The 20,856-nt window shown below is 38.5% G+C and carries 19 protein-coding genes; 8 read left to right on the top strand and 11 right to left on the bottom strand.

Annotation, left to right across the window (positions count from 1 at the left end; translation table 11 throughout):
- The first annotated feature begins 32 nt into the window (after positions 1-32).
- Complete coding sequence (locus WA249_RS14530) at positions 33-656, top strand: hypothetical protein (protein WP_336169728.1); 624 nt, start codon at positions 33-35, stop codon at positions 654-656.
- 55 nt (positions 657-711) lie between these two features.
- Here WA249_RS14530 and WA249_RS14525 read toward each other — a convergent pair whose 3' ends face one another.
- Both WA249_RS14525 and WA249_RS14520 read right to left on the bottom strand, forming a co-directional pair.
- Positions 712-1,857, bottom strand: a complete 1,146-nt coding sequence (locus WA249_RS14525; protein ID WP_336169727.1) for an acyl-CoA dehydrogenase family protein — start codon at positions 1,855-1,857, stop codon at positions 712-714.
- Positions 1,858-2,013: 156 nt separating this feature from the next.
- The gene (locus WA249_RS14520; RefSeq protein ID WP_336169726.1) at positions 2,014-3,369 is read right to left on the bottom strand and encodes a dicarboxylate/amino acid:cation symporter; all 1,356 of its coding nucleotides are present in this window, start codon (positions 3,367-3,369) and stop codon (positions 2,014-2,016) included.
- 501 nt (positions 3,370-3,870) lie between these two features.
- Here WA249_RS14520 and WA249_RS14515 point away from each other — a divergent pair.
- Positions 3,871-4,881: a glycosyl transferase family protein gene (locus tag WA249_RS14515; RefSeq protein ID WP_336169724.1), complete on the top strand. Its 1,011-nt coding sequence runs from the start codon at positions 3,871-3,873 to the stop codon at positions 4,879-4,881.
- Between the two features lie 194 nt (positions 4,882-5,075).
- On the opposite strand, the gene WA249_RS14510 is transcribed toward WA249_RS14515, so the two are convergent.
- Both WA249_RS14510 and WA249_RS14505 read right to left on the bottom strand, forming a co-directional pair.
- A complete protein-coding gene (locus WA249_RS14510) occupies positions 5,076-5,348 on the bottom strand; it encodes a YeaC family protein (protein ID WP_004791223.1) in 273 nt (90 codons plus the stop codon).
- Positions 5,345-6,253: an NAD(+) kinase gene (locus tag WA249_RS14505; RefSeq protein WP_336169722.1), complete on the bottom strand. Its 909-nt coding sequence runs from the start codon at positions 6,251-6,253 to the stop codon at positions 5,345-5,347. Before WA249_RS14505 ends, WA249_RS14510 begins: the two co-directional genes overlap by 4 nt.
- 185 nt (positions 6,254-6,438) lie before the next feature.
- Between WA249_RS14505 and mrcB the strand changes: the two genes are divergently transcribed.
- Both mrcB and WA249_RS14495 read left to right on the top strand, forming a co-directional pair.
- Positions 6,439-8,835: a penicillin-binding protein 1B gene (gene mrcB, locus WA249_RS14500; RefSeq protein ID WP_336169720.1), complete on the top strand. Its 2,397-nt coding sequence runs from the start codon at positions 6,439-6,441 to the stop codon at positions 8,833-8,835.
- A 21-nt stretch (positions 8,836-8,856) separates the two neighbouring features.
- On the top strand, positions 8,857-9,408 hold the full coding sequence (locus WA249_RS14495; RefSeq protein WP_336169718.1) for a tetratricopeptide repeat protein: 552 nt from the start codon (positions 8,857-8,859) through the stop codon (positions 9,406-9,408).
- 25 nt (positions 9,409-9,433) lie between these two features.
- Here WA249_RS14495 and WA249_RS14490 read toward each other — a convergent pair whose 3' ends face one another.
- Positions 9,434-10,336 carry an NUDIX domain-containing protein gene (locus WA249_RS14490; RefSeq protein ID WP_336169716.1) on the bottom strand — a complete coding sequence of 301 codons (903 nt, stop codon included), beginning with the start codon at positions 10,334-10,336 and terminating at the stop codon, positions 9,434-9,436.
- A 135-nt stretch (positions 10,337-10,471) separates the two neighbouring features.
- On the opposite strand from WA249_RS14490, the gene hemP reads away from it, so the two are divergent.
- On the top strand, positions 10,472-10,642 hold the full coding sequence (gene hemP, locus WA249_RS14485) for a hemin uptake protein HemP (protein WP_004643472.1): 171 nt from the start codon (positions 10,472-10,474) through the stop codon (positions 10,640-10,642).
- Positions 10,643-10,714: 72 nt separating this feature from the next.
- Here the strand turns inward: hemP and WA249_RS14480 are convergent, their stop codons facing one another.
- From WA249_RS14480 to WA249_RS14465, 4 genes are all read right to left on the bottom strand, one after another.
- Complete coding sequence (locus WA249_RS14480; RefSeq protein WP_336169714.1) at positions 10,715-12,055, bottom strand: sensor histidine kinase; 1,341 nt, start codon at positions 12,053-12,055, stop codon at positions 10,715-10,717.
- Positions 12,052-12,714 (bottom strand): response regulator transcription factor, encoded by a 663-nt coding sequence (locus WA249_RS14475; RefSeq protein ID WP_336169712.1) that lies wholly within the window; start codon positions 12,712-12,714, stop codon positions 12,052-12,054. Before WA249_RS14475 ends, WA249_RS14480 begins: the two co-directional genes overlap by 4 nt.
- A gap of 108 nt (positions 12,715-12,822) precedes the next feature.
- Positions 12,823-13,182: a NirD/YgiW/YdeI family stress tolerance protein gene (locus tag WA249_RS14470; protein WP_336169710.1), complete on the bottom strand. Its 360-nt coding sequence runs from the start codon at positions 13,180-13,182 to the stop codon at positions 12,823-12,825.
- 75 nt (positions 13,183-13,257) lie between these two features.
- A complete protein-coding gene (locus tag WA249_RS14465) occupies positions 13,258-15,015 on the bottom strand; it encodes a GspE/PulE family protein (protein WP_336169705.1) in 1,758 nt (585 codons plus the stop codon).
- 289 nt (positions 15,016-15,304) lie between these two features.
- Between WA249_RS14465 and WA249_RS14460 the strand changes: the two genes are divergently transcribed.
- On the top strand, positions 15,305-16,576 hold the full coding sequence (locus tag WA249_RS14460; RefSeq protein ID WP_336169704.1) for an MgtC/SapB family protein: 1,272 nt from the start codon (positions 15,305-15,307) through the stop codon (positions 16,574-16,576).
- Between the two features lie 6 nt (positions 16,577-16,582).
- Here the strand turns inward: WA249_RS14460 and tsaA are convergent, their stop codons facing one another.
- Positions 16,583-17,317, bottom strand: a complete 735-nt coding sequence (gene tsaA, locus WA249_RS14455; protein WP_336169703.1) for a tRNA (N6-threonylcarbamoyladenosine(37)-N6)-methyltransferase TrmO — start codon at positions 17,315-17,317, stop codon at positions 16,583-16,585.
- 101 nt (positions 17,318-17,418) lie between these two features.
- On the opposite strand from tsaA, the gene WA249_RS14450 reads away from it, so the two are divergent.
- Positions 17,419-18,198, top strand: a complete 780-nt coding sequence (locus WA249_RS14450; protein ID WP_016137545.1) for a ferredoxin--NADP reductase — start codon at positions 17,419-17,421, stop codon at positions 18,196-18,198.
- A 55-nt stretch (positions 18,199-18,253) separates the two neighbouring features.
- On the opposite strand, the gene WA249_RS14445 is transcribed toward WA249_RS14450, so the two are convergent.
- Positions 18,254-19,123 (bottom strand): PhzF family phenazine biosynthesis protein, encoded by an 870-nt coding sequence (locus WA249_RS14445; RefSeq protein WP_336169702.1) that lies wholly within the window; start codon positions 19,121-19,123, stop codon positions 18,254-18,256.
- Between the two features lie 231 nt (positions 19,124-19,354).
- Here WA249_RS14445 and WA249_RS14440 point away from each other — a divergent pair, with 231 nt between their 5' ends.
- Positions 19,355-20,791: an aminotransferase-like domain-containing protein gene (locus tag WA249_RS14440; RefSeq protein ID WP_336169784.1), complete on the top strand. Its 1,437-nt coding sequence runs from the start codon at positions 19,355-19,357 to the stop codon at positions 20,789-20,791.
- The last annotated feature ends 65 nt before the right edge of the window (positions 20,792-20,856 follow it).

Below are 20,856 nucleotides of genomic sequence, written 5' to 3'. Positions count from 1 at the left end.
CCCAATATGTCATAACAACAGTAAAAAATAGAATGAATAAAATTATTGTTTTAGGCTTACTGGGTCTTACAAGTTTTAGTTTAACGGCTTGTGGCGGTTGCTCCTTAATCGCAGGATGCAATGGTACTGATAATTCTCCGTACTATATGATGACTGCCAACAATCAAGTTCGTGGCATTCCAATCCCAGCCCAAACCAAGCTGACCTATCAGTCGCAACATTTCAGGCAGAAATTTGAGCAATCACATGCTTTAAAAGAGAAAAATTTATCAGGCATTGCTTTACCAGAAGATACATCAATCATTTGGGGTGGAATGCCAGTAAACATGTTTATACAGTTTTCTAATCCCGAAATGAAAGGATTTTCAGTCTATCCTGCACAAGGATTTAAAACAGAGTTATCAAATGATTTTTTACGTCTATGGAAAAGCTGTGAAAGTGATTTAGACATTACTTTAAAGGATCCAAATGACTGGTCATTTAATCCTAAAAATATGAAAATAAGAGGTTGTAGTATCAATATCCAAGAACGTAGTGCATACACCGAAGATTCATTTCATCAAGATGAAGCCGATGAGTTTTTAAGAAAGATGAATCATGCATTACAGCAATTACCGAAACAACAGGACTATCCTGTCATTCAACAGAATGACTAAATAGTTAAAAACAAAACAGCCTGTTCTAAGACAGGCTGTTTTTTTCTCTGCTTAATTAGGCTTTGCCAATTAATCCACGCGCTACGATTTCTTTCATAATTTCATTTGTCCCACCGTAAATACGTTGGATACGGGCATCTACAAAGAAACGTGAAATTGGATATTCAGTCATATAGCCATAACCACCAAAAAGTTGGAGCAAGTTGTCTGCGACCTTCATTTGCATATCGCTACTGAAACTTTTCAATGCCGCAGCCGTTTCTACATCTAGTTTGCCTTCTTGATATAAGGCAACATTTCTTTCATAAAAAGCCGCTGTAGCAAGCTCATCAATTTTTGCTTGTGCTAAAACAAAACGAGTATTTTGGAACTGTGAAATGGGGTGACCAAATGCTTGGCGCTCTTTTACATAAGCGGTTGCCAAATCAATTGCACCACGAATTGCACCAATTGCAGTAGATGCAATTGCGGTACGTTCACGAGGTAACTCTTGCATTAAATAAGCAAAACCTTGCCCAGCTTGACCAAGTAACTGGTTTTTAGGTACTTTCACATTGTCAAAAAACAGCTCAGATGTGTCTTGAGAATGCAGGCCGATTTTGTCTAAATTTGTGCCTTTCTTAAAGCCTTCCAGATGTGTATCTGCTAATAATAATGACACACCTTTTGCTCGTGCTTGAGGATCAGTTTTTACTGCAAGCACAACAAGATCAGCATGTTGTCCATTTGAAATAAATGTTTTTGAACCATTTAATAAATAGTGATCGTCTTGCAAAATGGCACTGGTACGCATTGATTGTAAATCTGAGCCTGCCCCAGGTTCAGTCATACCAATTGCACCAACAACTTCACCTGTTACCATTTTCGGTAACCAGTATTGTTTTTGCTCTTCTGTCCCGATATGTAAAATATACGGTGCAGCAATTTCAGAGTGACAAGAAATAGCTGTCGATAATGCACAAAAACCGGCACGTGCAGATTCTTCAACCAGCATTAATGAATAGTAAGTTGGAACCCCATAACCACCATATTCTTCTGGAATATCCACGCATAAATAGCCATTTTCACCCAGTTGATTCCAAACTGAACGAGGCATGATTCCTTCGCGTTCCCATTGGTCGTAGTGTGGCGCAATATGCTCACCCATAAAACGTTTAAAATTATCACGGAATAATTCTAAATCTGCATCGTATGCCAACATAATATTTTCCTTCAGCTTATTGTTTTATCTAATCTCATGCTGTGCATGCTAATCATTTTTTTCACAACTGTCATGGCTTAGCTGCTCATTAATACTGTACTTTTCAGTCAGCCAATAAAAAGGAAGCCTGAGCTTCCTTTTTATTAATATTTATTTTTAGTGAGATGCTTCAGCAGTTATACTTTTCTGCTCAAGCATTTTTCTATCCACTTCTTCTGGATTATTTAAGGCTTCATTTAATTTATCTTTATCCAAAGCCCCGACCCACTTAGCAACAACAATCGTTGCTAGAGAGTTACCAACAAGGTTAGTTAAAGCGCGTGCTTCTGACATGAAACGGTCAATACCTAAAATCAATGCCAAACCTGCAACTGGAATATGTCCTACAGCAGATAAAGTCGCTGCCATCACAATAAAGCCAGAGCCAGTTACACCCGCCGCACCCTTAGATGAGATTAAGAGTACTAATAACAAAGTGATTTGATGTTGAATATCAAGCTGAGTATTCGTTGCCTGAGCAATAAAGATTGCTGCCATAGTCAAATAAATTGACGTTCCATCAAGGTTAAATGAATAACCTGTTGGAATAACCAAACCGACTACAGACTTTTCACAACCTGCAATTTCAAGTTTACGTAACATACGAGGCAAAACAGATTCAGAAGAAGATGTACCAAGTACAATTAAAAGCTCTTCACGAATCAGGCGAATCATTTTGAGGATACTGAATCCACTCATACGACTGATTGTACCCAAGATCAAGAAGATAAAGAGTAGACACGTAATATAGAAGCAGAGAATGAGTTGCCCTAATTGTACGAGTGAACCAACGCCATATTTACCGATGGTGAATGCCATTGCACCAAATGCACCAATCGGAGCCAGTTTCATGACCATATTCACAATGTTAAAGAACACATGTGCAACTTGGTCAATAAATTTTAAAACTGGACGTCCAGCATCACCTAACTTATGTAAAGCAAAACCAAAGAGAATTGCAAAAAGAAGGACTTGTAAGATTTCACCAGTTGCAAATGCGCCAACAACCGTATCTGGGATGATGTGCATTAAGAAATCAATGGTAGATTGTGACTCACCAGAACTGACGTACTTTTGAATGCCCGAGGTGTCTAGAGTTGTAGGGTCAATATTCATCCCTACACCCGGTTTAGCAATGTTAATTACAACAAGACCAATCAGAAGTGCAATTGTTGAAACAACTTCAAAGTACAACAACGCGACGCCGCCAGTTTTTCCGACTGACTTCATGCTTTCCATGCCAGCAATACCGCTCACCACTGTACAGAAAATAACGGGTGCGATGATCATCTTGATCAAACGAATAAAGGCATCACCTAATGGCTTGAGTTTCTCACCTAAACCTGGGATATGCTGTTCAACACCATTGACAATTTGCGTTGTGCTTGGGGAAAAATGTCCTACCAAAACACCCGCAATAATCGCAATAATCACTTGAAAATAAAGTGATTTATAAATCGGTTTTTTAGCCATAACTTTACTTCAATCTATATTTCCAAGTCCGTTGGAAATACCAAAATGAAACGTCTATTCTTTACGAATACACAGCCCTAACCTTTCACATGAACACCGCAAAAGGGAAACGGTTCTTTGTAAACAAAAAACCTTCCTACTACCTCAATGAAAACAAAAAAAGCTGTTTTCTAAAACAGGAGAATACCTGAAGTTTCTAACCACTTTGAGTAGTTAGAAATAACCTCTTACTTTTTCAATAAAAAGCTGAAGATATAGGAGAATCACAGAAAATTATGATATGAGTGCTCAAAAAAGCACGAGAAAGTGTACTCGAATTAAATTATGATTCGGTTAAATTTTTGGCTAATACGCGCAAAAAACACTCATGTGGTCCTAAGACTTTAGTATAAGAAACACTTTTGATATTTTTTCAGCTACGTTTTATGTCATATTGATAAGTACTTGTAGACATTTCATTTTGAGCTGCCTACCCCCTTATTTTTACTGTTTTGAATTACCATGAATACTAAACGTAATATCTATAAAGATGCTGAACATCCCTTTGCTCAATATGTCCGTATTTTAGGTAAGGGGAAAACCGGATCTCGATCACTGAGTTATGAAGAAGCCTATCAAGCTTTTACCATGATTTTAAAAGGTGAGGTTCTTGACGTTCAGTTGGGTGCTTTTTTAATGCTGCTTCGAGTTAAAGAAGAATCTATTGATGAACTCGCGGGATTTGTTCAAGCCACTAGAGATCAACTCAATTTTCAGCCATTAGAGGTTGACTTAGACTGGTCATCTTATGCTGGTAAGCGTAAACATTATCCTTGGTTTTTATTAGCTGCCCTTACGCTTGCTCATCACGGCTATAAAATCGTAATGCACGGCGCTTCTGGACATACGATTAACCGAGTCTATACTGAACAAGTTTTGGAATATTTAGATTATAAAATTTGCCATTCTGAACAAGAAGTACGTACACAACTAGCAGAGCAAAATTTTGCCTACTTACCTTTAGATGTGATTTCACCAGTTTTAAGTGAACTGATTTCTTTAAGAAATGTAATGGGATTACGTTCGCCCATTCATACTTTAGCCCGCTTAATCAATCCTTTTAATGCTAAAGCTACCTTACAAGCGATATTCCATCCAGCTTATAGAACCTCTCATCAGCATAGTGCACTGCGCTTAGGCTATCAAAATAGTGCAGTTATTAAAGGTGAAGGTGGTGAGTTTGAGCGAAATCCAGATGCAAAAACACTCATTTGTGGCATTAAAAATGGTGAACTCTATGAACATGAGTTGCCAAAGCTCACACCTGAACGCAGTCCAATTGAAGAAGAATTAGATTTAGCAACTTTTAAAGAAGTATGGGTAGGTCAACAGCACCATGAATACGGTGAAATGGCAGTAACAGAAACCATCGGAATTGCACTATATACCATGGGCGTTGTTGCTAGTTTTGAAGAGGCGATGCAGAAAGCAAAAGTGTTATGGGAAACACGTAAGTCTATCCAAAAAGACTGATACAGCCTTATACACCGTGTCTTTTCGATATTGTTGCATATAGGCAATACTTACTTTTCAAAGATGAAAAGTAACAAAAATCTTTCGTTGAGCAAACAGTACGTTCTTGTACTGTTACTCAACAGGCGACATCCATGTCGCCCACGCGATAGCAAAGGCTAATACGATTTATTCTTTTATTCTAAAATGCGGCTTTAAACAAAACGAATTGGTTTAAATTCTGGCTCGTGTTTGTGATGATCATCTTCACATACCTCACCCTCTTCTTTCGTACCACGGTCAATATAACCACTGCGCTGTTCTTCTGGTAAGTTCTTTAACTCCCAAGCAATTACAGCTTGCATACAAGTCTCACGCTGCTCTTTTGTTAAAACAACGCCATTTGGCCATTTACCAATTTCTACTGCTGTTTTTAAACGCTCTACAATCTCAGGGTTTAAAATAGATAGCATTTGTTCAATATTCATGATTCATCTCTTTGGAAAGATTCAAAATCTTGGTTCCAACCAAGCTTGGTACGGCAGGCCATATAAAAATCATAACCTGGTGGATGCAATAAACTTAGTTTAAATGGATGCTTGCGGATGTGTAAACTATCTCCAACATTGAGCGATATGCTATGTTGACCATCTGCACTCACCATAGGTAACACCCGATTTTCGCGAATAACAATCTTAATTTCGCTTTGACCACCGACGACAATAGGTCGTGATGACAGTGTGTGGGGATGCATTGGAACTAGTGCAATAGCGTCCATACTTGGATGTAAAATTGGGCCACCGCCTGACAATGCATAGGCCGTTGATCCGGTTGGAGTTGAAACAATTAAACCGTCACTATGCTGGCGATAAACATATTGGCCATCAATATTGAGCTCAAAGTCAATCATATGAACCGATTTACCCGAATGCAAAACGACATCATTTAAAGCAATTGCATCATAAATGACTTCGCCATTTGTTCGCACTTCCATTTCAAGTAAGAAACGGCGATCAAGTTGAAAATGTCCTTGAAGGACTTGATCAAGTTTAAAAATGGCTTCTGAAGGTTTGATATCAGTTAAAAAACCTAATCGTCCACGGTTGATACCAATTACAGGGGTATTGTAACGGACCAAAGCTCTTGCCGCATGGAGTAAAGAACCATCACCTCCAACTACAATAACTAAATCAGCAACTTCACCTAATAAATGACGGCTTACTATCTGTGCATGGTCATAAGGTACTAATTCGGCTGTTTCCTGATCAAAAAGGGGGTTCAAACCTAAGTTCAACAAATGATCATGAATTAAACAGAGTGTTTCTACAACTGATGATTTGTCTGGTCGACCGATTAACCCGACGTTTCTGAAGGACTTATGTGAAATTTGCACGAATGAGTAAGCTCCGCTGCGATACTTGCCTATAATAACATTAACCTGATTAATTTAAAAAAACATAACTACAAGATGCTGTAAAATTCAATCTAACTTTTCCAATTATTCACAGTTTTATCATTGCAAATTGATGACAAGCTATCGCATCATTACAGACATTGTTAGGGTTTTATCTCATTTTTATGAAGTTTGAACGTGGTATCGGTTTCTTTGCACTAATCTTTTCCATTTTGGTCATTGGTGCTTTTATTGCTCTTAGTATCTATCTGATTCGTTTAGATAATATTATCCGTGAAAAATTTGAAGGACAGCGGTGGGATATTCCTGCCAAAGTGTTTGCACGACCTTTGGAAATTTATAACAACGCGCCTATTACTCAAGAAAATTTCACTCAAGAGTTAAAACTATTGGGTTACAAAACTTCAAGTAATTATGACAAGTCTGGAAGTTACGTTGCTCAAGGCAGCAATATGTATATTCACACACGTGGTTTTGACTACGGCGACAGTGTTGAACCTGAACAAGTCTTAGAGTTAAGTTTTGCAAATGACCAAGTTGCTGATGTTCGAAGTACCAAACCTTCTTCAACCGGCGTTGCACGCTTAGAACCGCTACTCATTGGAGGAATTTATCCTCAACACAATGAAGACCGTTTACTCATTAAATTGAATAATGTTCCTAAACCACTCATCGAAGCTTTAATTTCTACAGAAGACCGCAATTTTTATCATCATCATGGTATTTCAATTCGCGGTACTGCTCGTGCTTTGGTCAGTAATGTTACTGGTGGAAAGCGTCAAGGTGGCTCAACCCTGACTCAACAATTAGTTAAAAATTTCTATCTCACTCCTGAACGCACATTAAAACGTAAAGTGAATGAAGCATTAATGGCTTTACTCATTGAGCTACATTACAGTAAAGATGAAATTTTAGAAGCCTACTTAAATGAAGTAAATCTGGGCCAAAATGGTAGCTACTCAATTAATGGCTATGGTTTGGCTTCACAATTTTATTTTGGTTTACCATTACGTGAGCTTAATGTTGCACAACAAGCTTATTTAGTAGGATTAGTGCAAGGCCCTTCTTTATATAACCCTTGGAAAAACCCTGAAGGTGCAAAAAAACGCCGCGATACCGTGTTAAATAACATGCTCGTGATGGGTTATTTAACTCAAGCCGAATATGAAACTGAAATTACACGTCCTTTAAATGTCTTAAGTAAACCAAGTTTAGGTCCTGCAAAATTCCCAGACTTTTTAGATATTGTGCGTCGTCAATTACGTACAGAGTATCAAGAAAGTGATTTAACCAATCAGGGCTTACGTATTTTTACGACCTTAGATCCAATTACTCAAACTCAAGTTCAAAATGCGTTTAAAGCTTCAGTAGATCGTTTGGCTAGTAGTAATCCATCTCGTTTGAAAAATTTACAAGGCGCTGTACTGATTGCACATCCTGAAAATGGTGAGCTCGTTGCAGCGGTGGGTTCTACACAAGATTTTACTGGTTTTAACCGCGCTTTAGATGCAAAACGTCAAGTGGGTTCTTTGTTGAAACCTGTGATTTATTTAAGTGCTATTGAATCTGGACGTTATAACTGGGCAAGCCAAATTGATGATGCTCCGATTAGTGTTCCTGTAGATGGTGGTAAAAGCTGGACACCAAAAAACTATAGTGGTGGTGGACATGGCGTAGTGAGCCTGAGTGAAGCATTAGCGAACTCATATAACCTTTCTGCTGTACGTTTGGGTCAAGAGTTTGGTCTATCTACATTTACCAATAATTTAAGAAAGTTTGGTGTTGAGTCAACAATTCCTGCCTACCCTTCTATTTTCCTTGGGGCAGTCAATATGTCACCAATGGAAGTTCTAGGAATCTATGAAAACTTCGCTACAGGCGGTTTTAAATATCCAACTCGTGCGATTCGATCTGTCGTAGATGCCAATGGTCGTCTGCTTGACCGTTATGGTCTTAAGGTGCAACAGACGATTGATCCATCTGTTGGCTATATCATGAATTATGGTTTACAACAGGTGATGTCTTCGGGTACTGGCCGTTCAGCCTATAGTAGCTTATCTCCAGCTTTAAAATTGGCGGGTAAATCAGGTACAACTAACGATACACGTGACTCATGGTTTGCAGGTTACTCAGGTAATCATGTGGCTGTCGTGTGGTTAGGTTTAGATGACAACAATGTTACTGGTCTAACAGGTTCATCTGGTGCATTGCCAGTGTGGACTAATGTAATGAAACAGTTACGCCAAACGCCTGTGAATCTACGTCAACCAGACACTGTACAGTGGCAATGGATTGATCGTGCATCAGGTGATTTATCTGCGCAGGCTTGTAATGGTGCTATGTATATTCCGATGCTAACCCATACGGTTCCACATCGTGCGACACCATGTGCAGCGCCTTATTATCAAGTTGATCCAACATATACGCCACAAAGTGATAACACAACGCCAGCTTCTCAACCGGATAATACCGATAGCTATATTCGTGATAGTGAAAATCAGATGCAACAAGATCTGTCAAATAACTCACATGTGATTTCAAGTGGTAGTTATAACAACTAAGTGTTAACAGGAAAGTAGGATATGTTTAAGAAAGGTGTTTTTTATATTGGTGCTGTACTTATGGTCGGTTGTACAACTTTGCCTGATCATTCTGAGTCCAAAGAGAAAACACCAACTCCACCTGTAAAGAAAAATACGGAAACGCCAACGGGTGTAAAAATTACACCTTATGAGCATCCGGAAATTCAACGCAAAAATTTACAGGTCATTGTCCCACAGCAAAAGAAGCTCCAACGCTTTAGTGATGATGGAAGTCAGTTACCTGCATTTAAAGTCTTAATGCAGAAAACTGAGCAGGCTTACAGAAATCAGCAATGGTCAGAAGCTGAACGTTATGCGCTTCAAGCACAGCGTTTAGCGCCCCAAGCAGCTGAGACTTATTTATTTCTTGCACTTACGGCAAATCATAAGCAGCAATATTCTAATGCTGAGTCTTTAGCACGACGTGGTTTAAGCTTTGCTCAGAGCCAAGCCATGAAAAAACAGCTTTGGCTAACCATTTTAAAAGCTGGACAACAACGCAATAATCAAAAAACTGTTCAAGAAGCACAACAAGCATTAAAAGCTCTCTAGCTTTTAATGCTTGTTTATTTTCTTATTAAAAATTACGAATGCCTGCTAAGCCATATGCACCATGCTGCTGTGCAGTAGGTAAATCATCAGGATGCACTCCCCCCAATCCAAAAACTGGAATTTGGCTATTTTGGGCTAGATCAGCGAAACGCTCCCAGCCTAATGCCGCGGCTTCTGGATGAGTCATTGTTGGCTTTACAGGACTAATAAAAACAGCATCACAGCCAATCTGCTCAGCCTGCTTTAAAGAAACTGCATCATGACAAGCGGCAATATGACGTACGCCCACTGTTAAATCACCCTTATGCAAATTCATAAGCTGAGATTGTTTTAAATGAACGGTCTTTATCTGTTTTTTTAACTCAAGGTCCAATTGCTGCCAAATATCTATATTAATGATTAAGTGTGATAACTGATTTTCATCTAAAGCACTTAATTGTTCTAAATATCTCTGATCAGAACCATCTTCTTCTATACGCCAATACAATAAAGTTTCACTGTTATCTACAGATGTAAGCATATTGCTGATTTTGATGAAATGAGGCCAATAGAGTCGCTTTATGATGTCTTTATTGGCTTTTGGAAAGTTTAAGTGAAGTAACTGTTCCCTTGTGTACCATGCCCATGGTTGATGAATAAGATTTAATAGCTCATCAGGCACATAACTATGGAATAAATGTAAATTGACAATAATGTCATCATACTCATGGTGAATATAATCAAATTGATGCCAATCTTTTAAACCAATACCCACTTCTTCATAGATTTCACGGCGACAGGCTTCTTCGGGTGTTTCACCCTGCTCAACCTTTCCTCCCGGAAACTCATGCTTTCCACCTTGATGCTGCTGCTCTTCGCGCCATCCAATTAGTACTTTTCCACGATGGATCAAGATTGCTATAGCGACATCGACGATTGGTTTGGGCATTTTTTACTCTCTAAAGTTTTTCTCAAGTGTAAGCAAATTTTATCATTTTATAAAATCTTAAAAATCTCATTGACAGACCTATTCGATAATGATTATCATTTAAATCGTTCAATAACATACCACGGAGCACAACAAATGAACGCACCTTTTAGCTTATTCACTCGTAACAATGAAACAGCTCACGCCTTACCAATGTTACATTCTAATAACCTTTTTGCATTAGGCCGTGAAATCCGCATTATGCATGCTGGCGAGGAATATCGTTTACGTCTCACTCGCAACAATCGTCTAATTTTAACTAAATAAAAAATACACTCGCGTTTCAATAATATTCGTGGGAAAACAAAAAATGGATAGCATGGGTAACCATGCTATTTTTTATAAAGGAAGATTAACTTCCACCCTTAAGCCACCCTGTTCAGCATGCATAAAATGTAATTCGCCATTATGCAATTCAATAATTTTTCGTGTAATCGAAATTCCCAACCCTGAACCTTGCTGCTGAGTGCCTAATACCCGGAAAAAGCGCTGTCCTAAACGTTGCAATACCTCATCATCTACACCATTTCCCGTATCTTCTACAGAAATCTTAATGTGCTGTTCATCTTGATTAATCTCAACATGAATAAAGCCTAAAACTGGGCTATAACGAATGGCATTATCAAATAAATTTCTAAAAGCAATAAACAGTAATTCTTCATTCGCAAACGTTTTAGTTTCTATTGATAAGGTACTTGTCTCTATCAAAATCTGTTTAGCTTGTGCATCTACATTTACAGTTTCTATAACTCTGGCTAATAAGTAATTTAAATCGATAATCGTCTTAGGAAGTTCTGGCTGTTCTGCTTCATTAGGTTCCAAGCGAGCAAGAAGGAGTAAATTTTCAAGTATTTTTGTACTTTTTGAAACGTCTTCTTGTATACGCTCAAAGTCCTGATGAAGTTCTGGAACATGTTGATATTTACGCTGTAGAACCTGAAGACGCATTTTTATAGCAGATAATGGAGATCGTAACTCATGAGAAGCATCTGCGGTAAAACGCTGTTCAGCCACTAATGCCCTTTGCAACCTTGCAAGTAACTGGTTTATAGCATCAATCACAGGTTGAATTTCTGTAATGACATCTGGATCTTGAATTGGTTCTAGATTTGATGCAGTTTTTTGAGCAATACGTTTGGATAATAGGCTCAGAGCAGCTAATTGTTGCTTGGTACACCAACGTACAATTGCCCATTGTAAAAGCCAAAATAACACCATGAGTGCACTATAACCTGCAAGCGCTTTAAAAACCTCTTCAATACGGGTACTCATTGGCTGAAAGACTTCGACATGTAATTGTGAGTCTACTTGCGGGGCAGCCAGACTACGCCATAATTGGCCGTCAAACCAAAAATATGAAAAACCTTTTGATAAATTACCTTGTTCAAAAAGCTCATGCTGATAGGTATGAGAATGAGTAAGTAATTGACCGGCGTTTAATAATTCATACTGAATATCAAATTCATCACTCAGCTCATCAAACTGTCTCATAGGATGTTTTGAAAGATCAGAAACGAGCAAAGTATCTGAAATTTCATCCATGATTTCGTCTTGCACTGACATGTTGTGATAAATAGAAAATATAGTGAGTAAGCTTAAAGCCAATAGCCCCACCACGATACTACTCCACATCGTGGTTTTAACGAGTTGTGACTGCAAGGATGAGCGATTCGATTTCATTTTAAATCTCCCATCCGGTAGCCTAGCCCCCGTATGGTTTTAATGCAGCTACTTCCGATTTTTTTACGAAGCTGATAAATAAATACTTCTATCGCGTTACTTTCAATTTCCTCCCCCCATGCATAGAGTGCTTCTTCTAATTGATCACGGGTAATAATATGTTCCGGATGAGCCATCAGCTTACGTAATATCTGGAATTCTTTTGCCGTTAAAACGATAGATTTGCCCTCACATAATACAACTTTCGCTTGTGTGTCGAGTTGCAAATTTCCCCACGTTAAAATCAATTGCTGACTCAAAGTTTGTTTACGTAATTGAGCACGAATGCGGGCAGATAACTCTTCTAAACTAAAAGGCTTAACCAAATAATCATTTGCGCCTAAATCTAGTCCTTCTACTCGATCATGAATACTGTCACGTGCGGTAATAAAAATAACAGGAACATTTTTTTGTTTATAACGGATCGTTGTTAGAACTTTCTCACCCGCTAATTGCGGCAGTCCCCGATCAAGTAAAATACAGTCATAGTCATGCTGCTCGATTGCCGTAAGCGCATAATCCCCCCTTTCCACCCAATCGACCTGATAACCGTCTAACTCTAACCAAGATTGAATACTTTCCGCTTGAGAGCGATCATCTTCTGCAAGCAAAATTCTCATCTATTTTTTCCTGTTCTATCCTGAGTTGATCTTGCCAAGCCTTTATAAAAAAAGCAAAGCCGCATCATTTAAATGCGGCTGAAAGCAGTAGATCCAGAGATCAATTCATTAGAACTGAACTTGATCCACCTCAATTTCTACACGTTTTAAAGGCTTATAGTCGATGTCTACTTCACCAATTAAAGTCACATTTGTATTTGGTGAAATAGGACGACCTTGCCAAAGTTCATCATCTACATCAACCGTAATGCTACCTGTCTTGTCACGAAATTGGTATTTTTCATCGCCTAAAGACTTTACAACCTGACCATGTACTTTGACCGGTGTATTATCTTTAGCCGTTAATGCATGCTTAACAGTTGTTACAGTTACTGGAGCAATTGCTGCCTGATTCACAGGTGTATTCGCCATAGCGACACTAGCAGCTGTTAGACCTGTAGTCATTATCATTGCTTTAAGCATTTTCATAAGATTACCTTTTTAATCACATCTTGGAATAACATAAGTACATCATGCATAAATGAGGTGAATCTTAAGAAAAAGTTAATTTAATGGCACAACCCGTAATACCTCTTCTAATGTCGTAAGACCATCAATGACTTTACGAGCACCCGCAATTCTTAAGGGTTCTATACCTTCTTTTTTAGTTTGTGTTCTCAAATCATTTAAAGTCATATGGCTACTAATAAGATGCTTAAGCTCAAGACTGACCGGCATAAATTCATAAATACCCACTCGCCCTTTATAACCTGTATGACGACATTGTTCACACCCTACTGCCTGATAAACTTTTTCTGGCATGTCCATAATATAATCGAATGTGAGGTGTTGCCATTCATCCTCATTAATATGAGTTTGCTGTTTGCAGTGCGGACAAAGCTGTCGTACTAAACGCTGTGCGAGAACACCCAAAATTGTGGCTGCTGTCAAGAATGGTTGCACGCCTAAATCATGCAAGCGAGTCAAACTAGACGGCGCATCATTGGTATGTAAAGTTGATAATACCAAATGACCTGTTAATGCAGCCTGAATTGCCATATTCGCTGTATCTTGATCACGAATTTCCCCAATCATAATAATATCGGGGTCTTGACGCATGAGCGCACGAACACCATCTGCAAAGCCTAATTCAATTGCATTGTTGACTTGCATCTGGTTAAAACTAGGCTCTAACATTTCAATTGGATCTTCAATGGTACAGACATTGACCTGATCTGTTGCGAGCTGCTTTAACGAAGAATATAGCGTTGTCGTTTTACCTGAACCTGTAGGACCAGTGACTAAAATAATACCATGGCTATTTTTTGTTAACTGTTGCCACTGTTGTAATAAACTCTCTTCAAAGCCCAGTTGATGAAAAGAACGTACCAACACATCTGGATCAAAAATCCGCATGACCAGTTTTTCACCAAAGGCTGTTGGCAAGGTTGATAAACGTAGCTCTGTTTCTTGCCCCTTTGGCGTCCGAGTTTTTAATCGACCATCTTGTGGTTTGCGCTTTTCGGCGACATTTAAACGTCCTAAAATCTTAATACGTGCAATCACGGCGGTCAGTGTATTTGAAGGCATGTTATAAATGGTGTGCAAAACACCATCTATACGGAACCTGACTTTACCGTTATCTTTACGCGGTTCCATATGAATGTCACTGGCACTTTGTTCAAACGCAAACTGTAAAATCCAGTCTACTAATTTCACAATATGCTGATCATTCGCATCTGGGTTTTGACTGTCGCCAAGCTGCAAAAGCGCTTCAACATTTTTAGTGTCTCGTTCATGAGCTGCATCTTTTTGAGCAGAGTTTACCGCCCGACTGACCTGATAATATTCGCGTAAATAACGCTGTAACTGTTCAGGATTAAGTAATACCCGCTCAATTTTTTTAGGTGCTAGACTTCGTTCAAGATTATTAAGCCAATCTGTTTGAAATGGCTGATCTGTTCCAATCACGATTCGTTCGGCATGAATTTCAACAGCTAAAATATGATTGCGAATAGCAAATTCTTGTGACATTACCTGCGTTAAAGCACTAACATCTGCCTTTAAAGGATCAATCACAAATAAAGGAAGTTGAACCCGATCTGCAAACCACAAACACAAGCGGTTTAAACTTAAATGAGCGTGTGTATGCTGTTGATCCTTTAAATTAAAATGTGCAATCCACTGTAATGGATGCCACTTTAATTGGTCTTTTTGGCGGTGGCTTGATTGTACAAGTAATTTATCTCGTTCTGTAATACGGCCTTCTTGTAATAGTTGTTCTAGACACCAATACGTATCTATTTGTACATGTGCATTCATGCGTTATCCCCAATATATTTTTATAATATAGCAGAGATATTTTTGATTTAGCTCATCACAAAATCACTAAACCAAAATTTTAAATATTCTTTAACTTCAAATAATTAAACCAATTCTCAACTTAATTTTTTTTTGCGTCATAGTTCATATTTATAAAAATACTGTGTATGTTGCTTTGCCTAAAAAAGACACTATGCTCACTATAATAAAAAGCATAAACTGAACGTGAATATATGATTTTTAAAACGATTCAAATCTACTTATAACAATAAACCAAAGAGGAAGTAATATGGAGCTTCCAATGACAATGTCATTACAAACAACTTCATTTGAACAATTCATTACCGTCATTGCTGCGGCGCTCGGTTGTGGCTTATTGATTGGTCTAGAGCGTGAACGAAGTAAGCTTAAACATGAATACAAAACTTTTGCGGGATTTCGTTCTTTTGCAATTAGTTCCCTACTCGGTGCAATCTGCTTTTTATTCGGCACTGAAATTGGAATTGTAGGTGCCCTTCTCATTGGTGCAATTAGCATTGTATCTCTCAAAAATCAGCCCAATGACCCCGGTGCGACCACCGAACTTGCCTTTATTATGACTTACTTTATTGGGGCACTTTGTATTTGGAATATTTCGCTAGCTGCTGGACTCGCCGTGATCATGACCATTATTTTATTGGCTAAACAATCTATGCATGGCATTGCCAGTCAGTGGATTACTGAATCGGAATTGCGTGATGGTATTTTCCTACTCGCCTTACTTTTAATTGCGTTGCCTTTAGTTCCCAATAAACCCTTTTGGGGTCCAGTTTTAAATCCACATGTGATTTTAAAATTACTCACTTTGATCTTATTTGTACAAGCACTCGCCCATATTGCGAAACGGTTACTCTCCTCTAAAAACGCTTTATTACTGTCTTCTTTAGCTTCGGGATTTGTTTCTAGTACAGCGACGATTGCCAGTTTAGGTTTAGAAGTACGCTCCGGCAGAGCCAATGCAACTACAAATGCAGGCGCTGCATTAATGTCATGTGTTTCAACACTCATTCAAACTTTAATTATTGTGATTGGGATTAGCTTTGCTTGGTTTAAGCTGATTATATTTCCTACACTTATTGCATTAGCAGTTTTAGCAATCTGGGCTTTCATTTTATTACGTAAAGCAGAGCCCAGTACAACTTCGCCCGAACTCGACTCAAGAATGTTCAGCTTAAAAGAAGCCATTATTATTGCAGGCACACTCACCCTCATTCAGGCAGGTGTTTATGGTTTAAGTATATCTTTAGGCGATGCTGGATTAATCGCAGGTACTCTGCTCGCATCTTTATTTGAAATACATGCAGCTATTGCGGCAGTCATTGTACAAGGTGAACCTGATAGCACCCATATGACACCTTTATTAATTGCTTTTTTAGGAGGCTTTGCCGTTCATGCGCTTGCCAAAAGTGTGAACTCTGCAATTTCGGGCGGGCTGCCCTATGCCCTTGCTTTCGTGCCCGCCCAACTCATTCATATGGCCATATTTATTAGCTTACTTTGGCTCAACATCCATTGGTTTTAAAGATTTCTATTGTGCAAGCGAAGAAGTCTTCACTACATCAATGACAGTAACTAGAAATTGATCGACTTTAAAATGAATATCAAAGTCTGAAAATTTCATTTTATAAATCCGCTCAGCGTCTTCTTGATAGGCAGGTCTTGGATCTAAAGATAAAACTTGCTCAAGCTCATCAATGTACTGTGAATTGATTTCATTATTTTGCAGAAAATATTTTTGAGCTGCTAACGCAGCTCCTGACCAAACGACTAACTTCCGTTCGGGTTCAGCATGTGCATAACCACTTTGTGCATCAACAATTGCATCAGAATATTGAATGTAGGGTTTAATATCTAAAATTGGAGTGCCATTTAATAAATCACTTCCAGTGACGTAAACACGAACAGACTTACCTAGTTTTTCCACTTTATTCAGTTTTACAACTGAAAGCCCAATTGGAGATGGTCGATACATGCTACGTGTAGCGAATACACCAATTTTTTCATTACCCCCTAAACGTGGCGGACGAACCTGTGGACGGAATTTATCGGCATTACCCTGATTTTTATTGTCATGAAACTGCCAGACTAGCCAAAGATGACTGAACTGCTCAATTCCTTCAAATGCCAATAAGTCATTATAAGGTTCTGCCATTTCGATATAAGACTCAATATTTACCAAATTAGGCTGACGTGGAATGCCAAATTTTTCACGATAAGGTGAACACATATGGCCGATTATGGGGAAGGTGACAGAGTTGTTCATCACTTTTTCTTATAAACACAATTAAATATATTCAGTTTATCGGGAATGAAATTAGATTAGAATAGCTATCTGTTTTCTTTTAATCGTGATCGAGACCTTTAATGGCTGCTTTTAACGTCGAACGCATTACTCATGTTCACCACTGGAATGACACCCTTTTCAGTTTTAAAACTACACGCGACACTAGCTTACGTTTTAAAAATGGTCAGTTCGTAATGATCGGACTTGAAGTGAATGGCAAACCGTTAATGCGCGCATATTCGATTGCAAGTGCAAATTACGAAGAAGAGTTAGAGTTTTTCTCAATTAAAGTACAAGAAGGTCCTTTAACTTCGATTTTGCAAAAAGTACAAGTTGGCGATGAAATTTTAATTTCTAAAAAACCGACAGGTACATTGGTTCATGATGACCTTTTACCGGGTAAAAACTTGTACCTTTTATCTTCTGGTACAGGCCTTGCACCATTCTTATCAATTATTCGTGACCCAGAAACTTACGAACGTTTTGAAAAAGTAATTGTTGTTCATGGTACACGCTATATTTCTGAATTAGCTTATCAAGACCTTATCTTGAACGAATTACCAAACCATGAGTTCTTTGAAGAGTTAGGTATTAAAGACAAACTTGTTTACTACCCTACTGTAACTCGTGAACCTTTCCACACTCAAGGCCGTGTAACAACTGCAATTGAAACTGGCGCTTTATTCGAAAAAGTTGGTTTACCACGATTTAACCGTGAAACTGACCGCGCAATGCTTTGCGGTAGCCCTGCATTCTTAAAAGATGTTGCTGCGCTACTTGACCAACACGGTTTAGTTGAATCACCTCGTATGGGTGTAATGGGCGACTACGTGATTGAGCGTGCTTTCGTAGAAAAATAAGATTTTTCTAATTAAAAAAACCGAGGCAAAGTCCTCGGTTTTTTTTATATCTGTTTTATAAGTTAATCGTGCCATCAATACAGGTAACAGCCGTTCCACCCACTAAAATTTTGTCTTGATACAAATTTAGTTGAAGCTGCCCATCACGACCTAAAGCCCGACCTTGTGAAGAAAGCACGACATCATTTTGTGCTGGCAAAATACCATGGTAACGAATGAAAGACGCCACACTGCCATTACCACTTCCACAAACTGGATCTTCATTTATTCCAATTGAAGGAGCAAATGAGCGGACTTCTATATGTTTTTGCTCATCATTATTTTCATAAAAACCATAAACCGTCGCTCCACCAACTTTCATTTCTAAATCATGTTCTTTTAGAGCAGCAAAGTCTGGTTGGCTATCTAAAACAGCTTGCGCGTTTACAGCTTGCAAGACAACCCAGCGTGCGCCTACATCAACCAATGTGGCATTCCATTGAGTACTAATTTCACATTTTAAAATTTCTGCTAATTTCTCAGTGTGGATTGCATCTAATGGTGTAATTTTAGGCTTAGGTAGTTCAAATGAAATATGACTTGAGCCACTTACGGTAAGCGTTACCAACCCCGCACCACATTGCTGTACCAGCTTACCTTCTTTAGCAGTAATTAGACCAGCTTCAAGCAAAGCATAGGCAGTACCAATTGTAGGATGTCCTGCAAATGGTAATTCACTTTGCGGAGTAAAAATTCGAACCTGATAGTCAGCTTGTGAATCGGTCGCAGGGAGCACAAACGTGGTTTCAGAAAGATTAGTCCAATTGGCAATTTCCTGCATCTGTTCAGATGTTAAGGTACTGCCGTCCATAATGACTGCGACAGGATTCCCTTTAAATGCTTGTGAAGTAAAAACATCAACTTGTTTAAATGCAACAACGGACATAGACCCACTCCTACTGAATTTGTAATTAAAAATTATGGTTTTAAATCCTTACCATAGGTCTGATATTACTGATTTATTTTTAATGGTCACAGTATCAGTTTTTATTAAAAATAATAGACACAGTTTTTAAGTTTAGATTTGTGTTAAATGAATAAATCAAAAGCCATTACAATATTTGAGTTAAATAAAAGATCACGATAAAGTGTATCCATTACTTTGGCTTTTTAATGAATTGATATGTACAAATATAAAAAAGTGAGTGATGACCTAACCCTTCAAATTCAAAATGGTAGGCAGCCGATTGGTTCACGCTTACCATCAATCCGAGACTGCGCAAATCATTATCAGGTCAGCATTAATACTGTCAAAGAAGCTTATCGTCAGCTTGAAGACCAAGGTTTAATTTCTGTTCGCCCTCAGTCTGGCTACTATGTTTGTCATGCACCTTCAAACCTGCTAGAACCCGAAGAGCGTTATGTGAGTGAAGAAAAAGTGCCTCTTTCAGGAATTAGCTGTTTTCTCGCGCAAATTATTAAAAAACAGATGGACCCCGACTATATCAATTTGGCTCTGGCTTGCCCTACAGGTGAAAACTTCTATCCAATTGAACGCTTAAAACGCTTAACTGCTCAAGTTTTACGGACACAACCAGATATTTTTAAAAACTATACTTTACCGCCCGGCTCTATACGTTTACGTACTCAAATTGCGAGGCGAAGTTTACAGCTTGGTATGTTTCTTTCAGCAAATGATATTGTACTCACTCACGGCACGATGGAGGCTTTAAGTCTCGCGATTATGGCAACAACTCAAGCGGGTGATAGCATTGCACTTGAGATCCCTACTTTTCATAATCTCTACCCACTCCTTCATAATTTAGGCCGAAAAATTGTAGAAGTGCCGACCTCCCCACATACAGGTATGTGCCTAGATGCTCTTGAAGAACTGTTAAAATCTAAAAGTGTACAAGCCATATTAACTATTCCAACAGGACACAATCCTCTCGGTTTTAGCATGCCTGAAAGCAACCGCCGTCGCTTGGCAGAGCTAGCCAATCATTTTCAAGTTCCTGTTATTGAAGATGCGATGTATGCCGAATTGCAACTAGCCGAACCTCTCTTACCCAACATTAAGGCATTTGATCAAAATGGATGGGTGTTGGTATGTAGTAGCTACACCAAGACTGTAGCACCCGACTATCGAATCGGTTGGCTAGAAGCTGGGCGCTTTCGAAATATTGTGCAGCAACTTAAATTTACAACCACTGTTGCCGAGCCAGCTTTACTCACAGAAACTTTAGGACTTTTCTTAGAAAATGGTGGTTACGACCTGCACTTAAGGCATCTTAAAAAACGCTATCAACAACAAATTGACACCATCAAATCTTATATTTGTCGTTATTTCCCACTTGGTACTCGAGTCAGTCGCCCACAAGCAGGATTTATTTTATGGTTAGAGTTACCCGAATCTATCGACACATTAGAACTGTTTCATCAGGCAATGGATGAAAAAATCTTGTGTATGCCGGGAATTTTATGTTCGGCTGATAAACGTTTTAGTCATTGTTTACGTATTGCAGCGTGTTTTGAGTTAAATCCCAAAATGTTAAATGCTTTGATGCGTTTAGGAGAGTTGGCAAAAAATATGCTACCCGTACAAAAAATATAGGTCAAATTCCTACTAATTCAGTAGGTTGAATCATAAATGCAGAGTTAATAAAATAAAGCCATATA

This window comes from Acinetobacter sp. 161(2023) (assembly GCF_037027805.1).
Classification (GTDB): Bacteria; Pseudomonadota; Gammaproteobacteria; order Pseudomonadales; family Moraxellaceae; genus Acinetobacter.
The sequence above is the reverse complement of the archived record's forward strand: the minus strand, read 5'-3'. Positions and strand labels throughout refer to the sequence as shown.

What these genes read in the sequence shown, in the direction of transcription:
- WA249_RS14450 (WP_016137545.1), top strand. Translation starts at nt 17,419, where the DNA reads ATGGCTGCTTTTAACGTCGAACGCATTACTCATGTTCACCACTGGAAT.
- WA249_RS14515 (WP_336169724.1), top strand. Translation starts at nt 3,871, where the DNA reads ATGAATACTAAACGTAATATCTATAAAGATGCTGAACATCCCTTTGCT.
- WA249_RS14475 (WP_336169712.1), bottom strand. Translation starts at nt 12,714, where the DNA reads ATGAGAATTTTGCTTGCAGAAGATGATCGCTCTCAAGCGGAAAGTATT.
- WA249_RS14480 (WP_336169714.1), bottom strand. Translation starts at nt 12,055, where the DNA reads ATGAAATCGAATCGCTCATCCTTGCAGTCACAACTCGTTAAAACCACG.
- WA249_RS14520 (WP_336169726.1), bottom strand. Translation starts at nt 3,369, where the DNA reads ATGGCTAAAAAACCGATTTATAAATCACTTTATTTTCAAGTGATTATT.
- WA249_RS14525 (WP_336169727.1), bottom strand. Translation starts at nt 1,857, where the DNA reads ATGTTGGCATACGATGCAGATTTAGAATTATTCCGTGATAATTTTAAA.
- hemP (WP_004643472.1), top strand. Translation starts at nt 10,472, where the DNA reads ATGAACGCACCTTTTAGCTTATTCACTCGTAACAATGAAACAGCTCAC.
- tsaA (WP_336169703.1), bottom strand. Translation starts at nt 17,317, where the DNA reads ATGAACAACTCTGTCACCTTCCCCATAATCGGCCATATGTGTTCACCT.
- WA249_RS14470 (WP_336169710.1), bottom strand. Translation starts at nt 13,182, where the DNA reads ATGAAAATGCTTAAAGCAATGATAATGACTACAGGTCTAACAGCTGCT.
- WA249_RS14530 (WP_336169728.1), top strand. Translation starts at nt 33, where the DNA reads ATGAATAAAATTATTGTTTTAGGCTTACTGGGTCTTACAAGTTTTAGT.
- WA249_RS14445 (WP_336169702.1), bottom strand. Translation starts at nt 19,123, where the DNA reads ATGTCCGTTGTTGCATTTAAACAAGTTGATGTTTTTACTTCACAAGCA.
- WA249_RS14465 (WP_336169705.1), bottom strand. Translation starts at nt 15,015, where the DNA reads ATGAATGCACATGTACAAATAGATACGTATTGGTGTCTAGAACAACTA.
- WA249_RS14490 (WP_336169716.1), bottom strand. Translation starts at nt 10,336, where the DNA reads ATGCCCAAACCAATCGTCGATGTCGCTATAGCAATCTTGATCCATCGT.
- WA249_RS14510 (WP_004791223.1), bottom strand. Translation starts at nt 5,348, where the DNA reads ATGAATATTGAACAAATGCTATCTATTTTAAACCCTGAGATTGTAGAG.
- mrcB (WP_336169720.1), top strand. Translation starts at nt 6,439, where the DNA reads ATGAAGTTTGAACGTGGTATCGGTTTCTTTGCACTAATCTTTTCCATT.
- WA249_RS14460 (WP_336169704.1), top strand. Translation starts at nt 15,305, where the DNA reads ATGGAGCTTCCAATGACAATGTCATTACAAACAACTTCATTTGAACAA.
- WA249_RS14495 (WP_336169718.1), top strand. Translation starts at nt 8,857, where the DNA reads ATGTTTAAGAAAGGTGTTTTTTATATTGGTGCTGTACTTATGGTCGGT.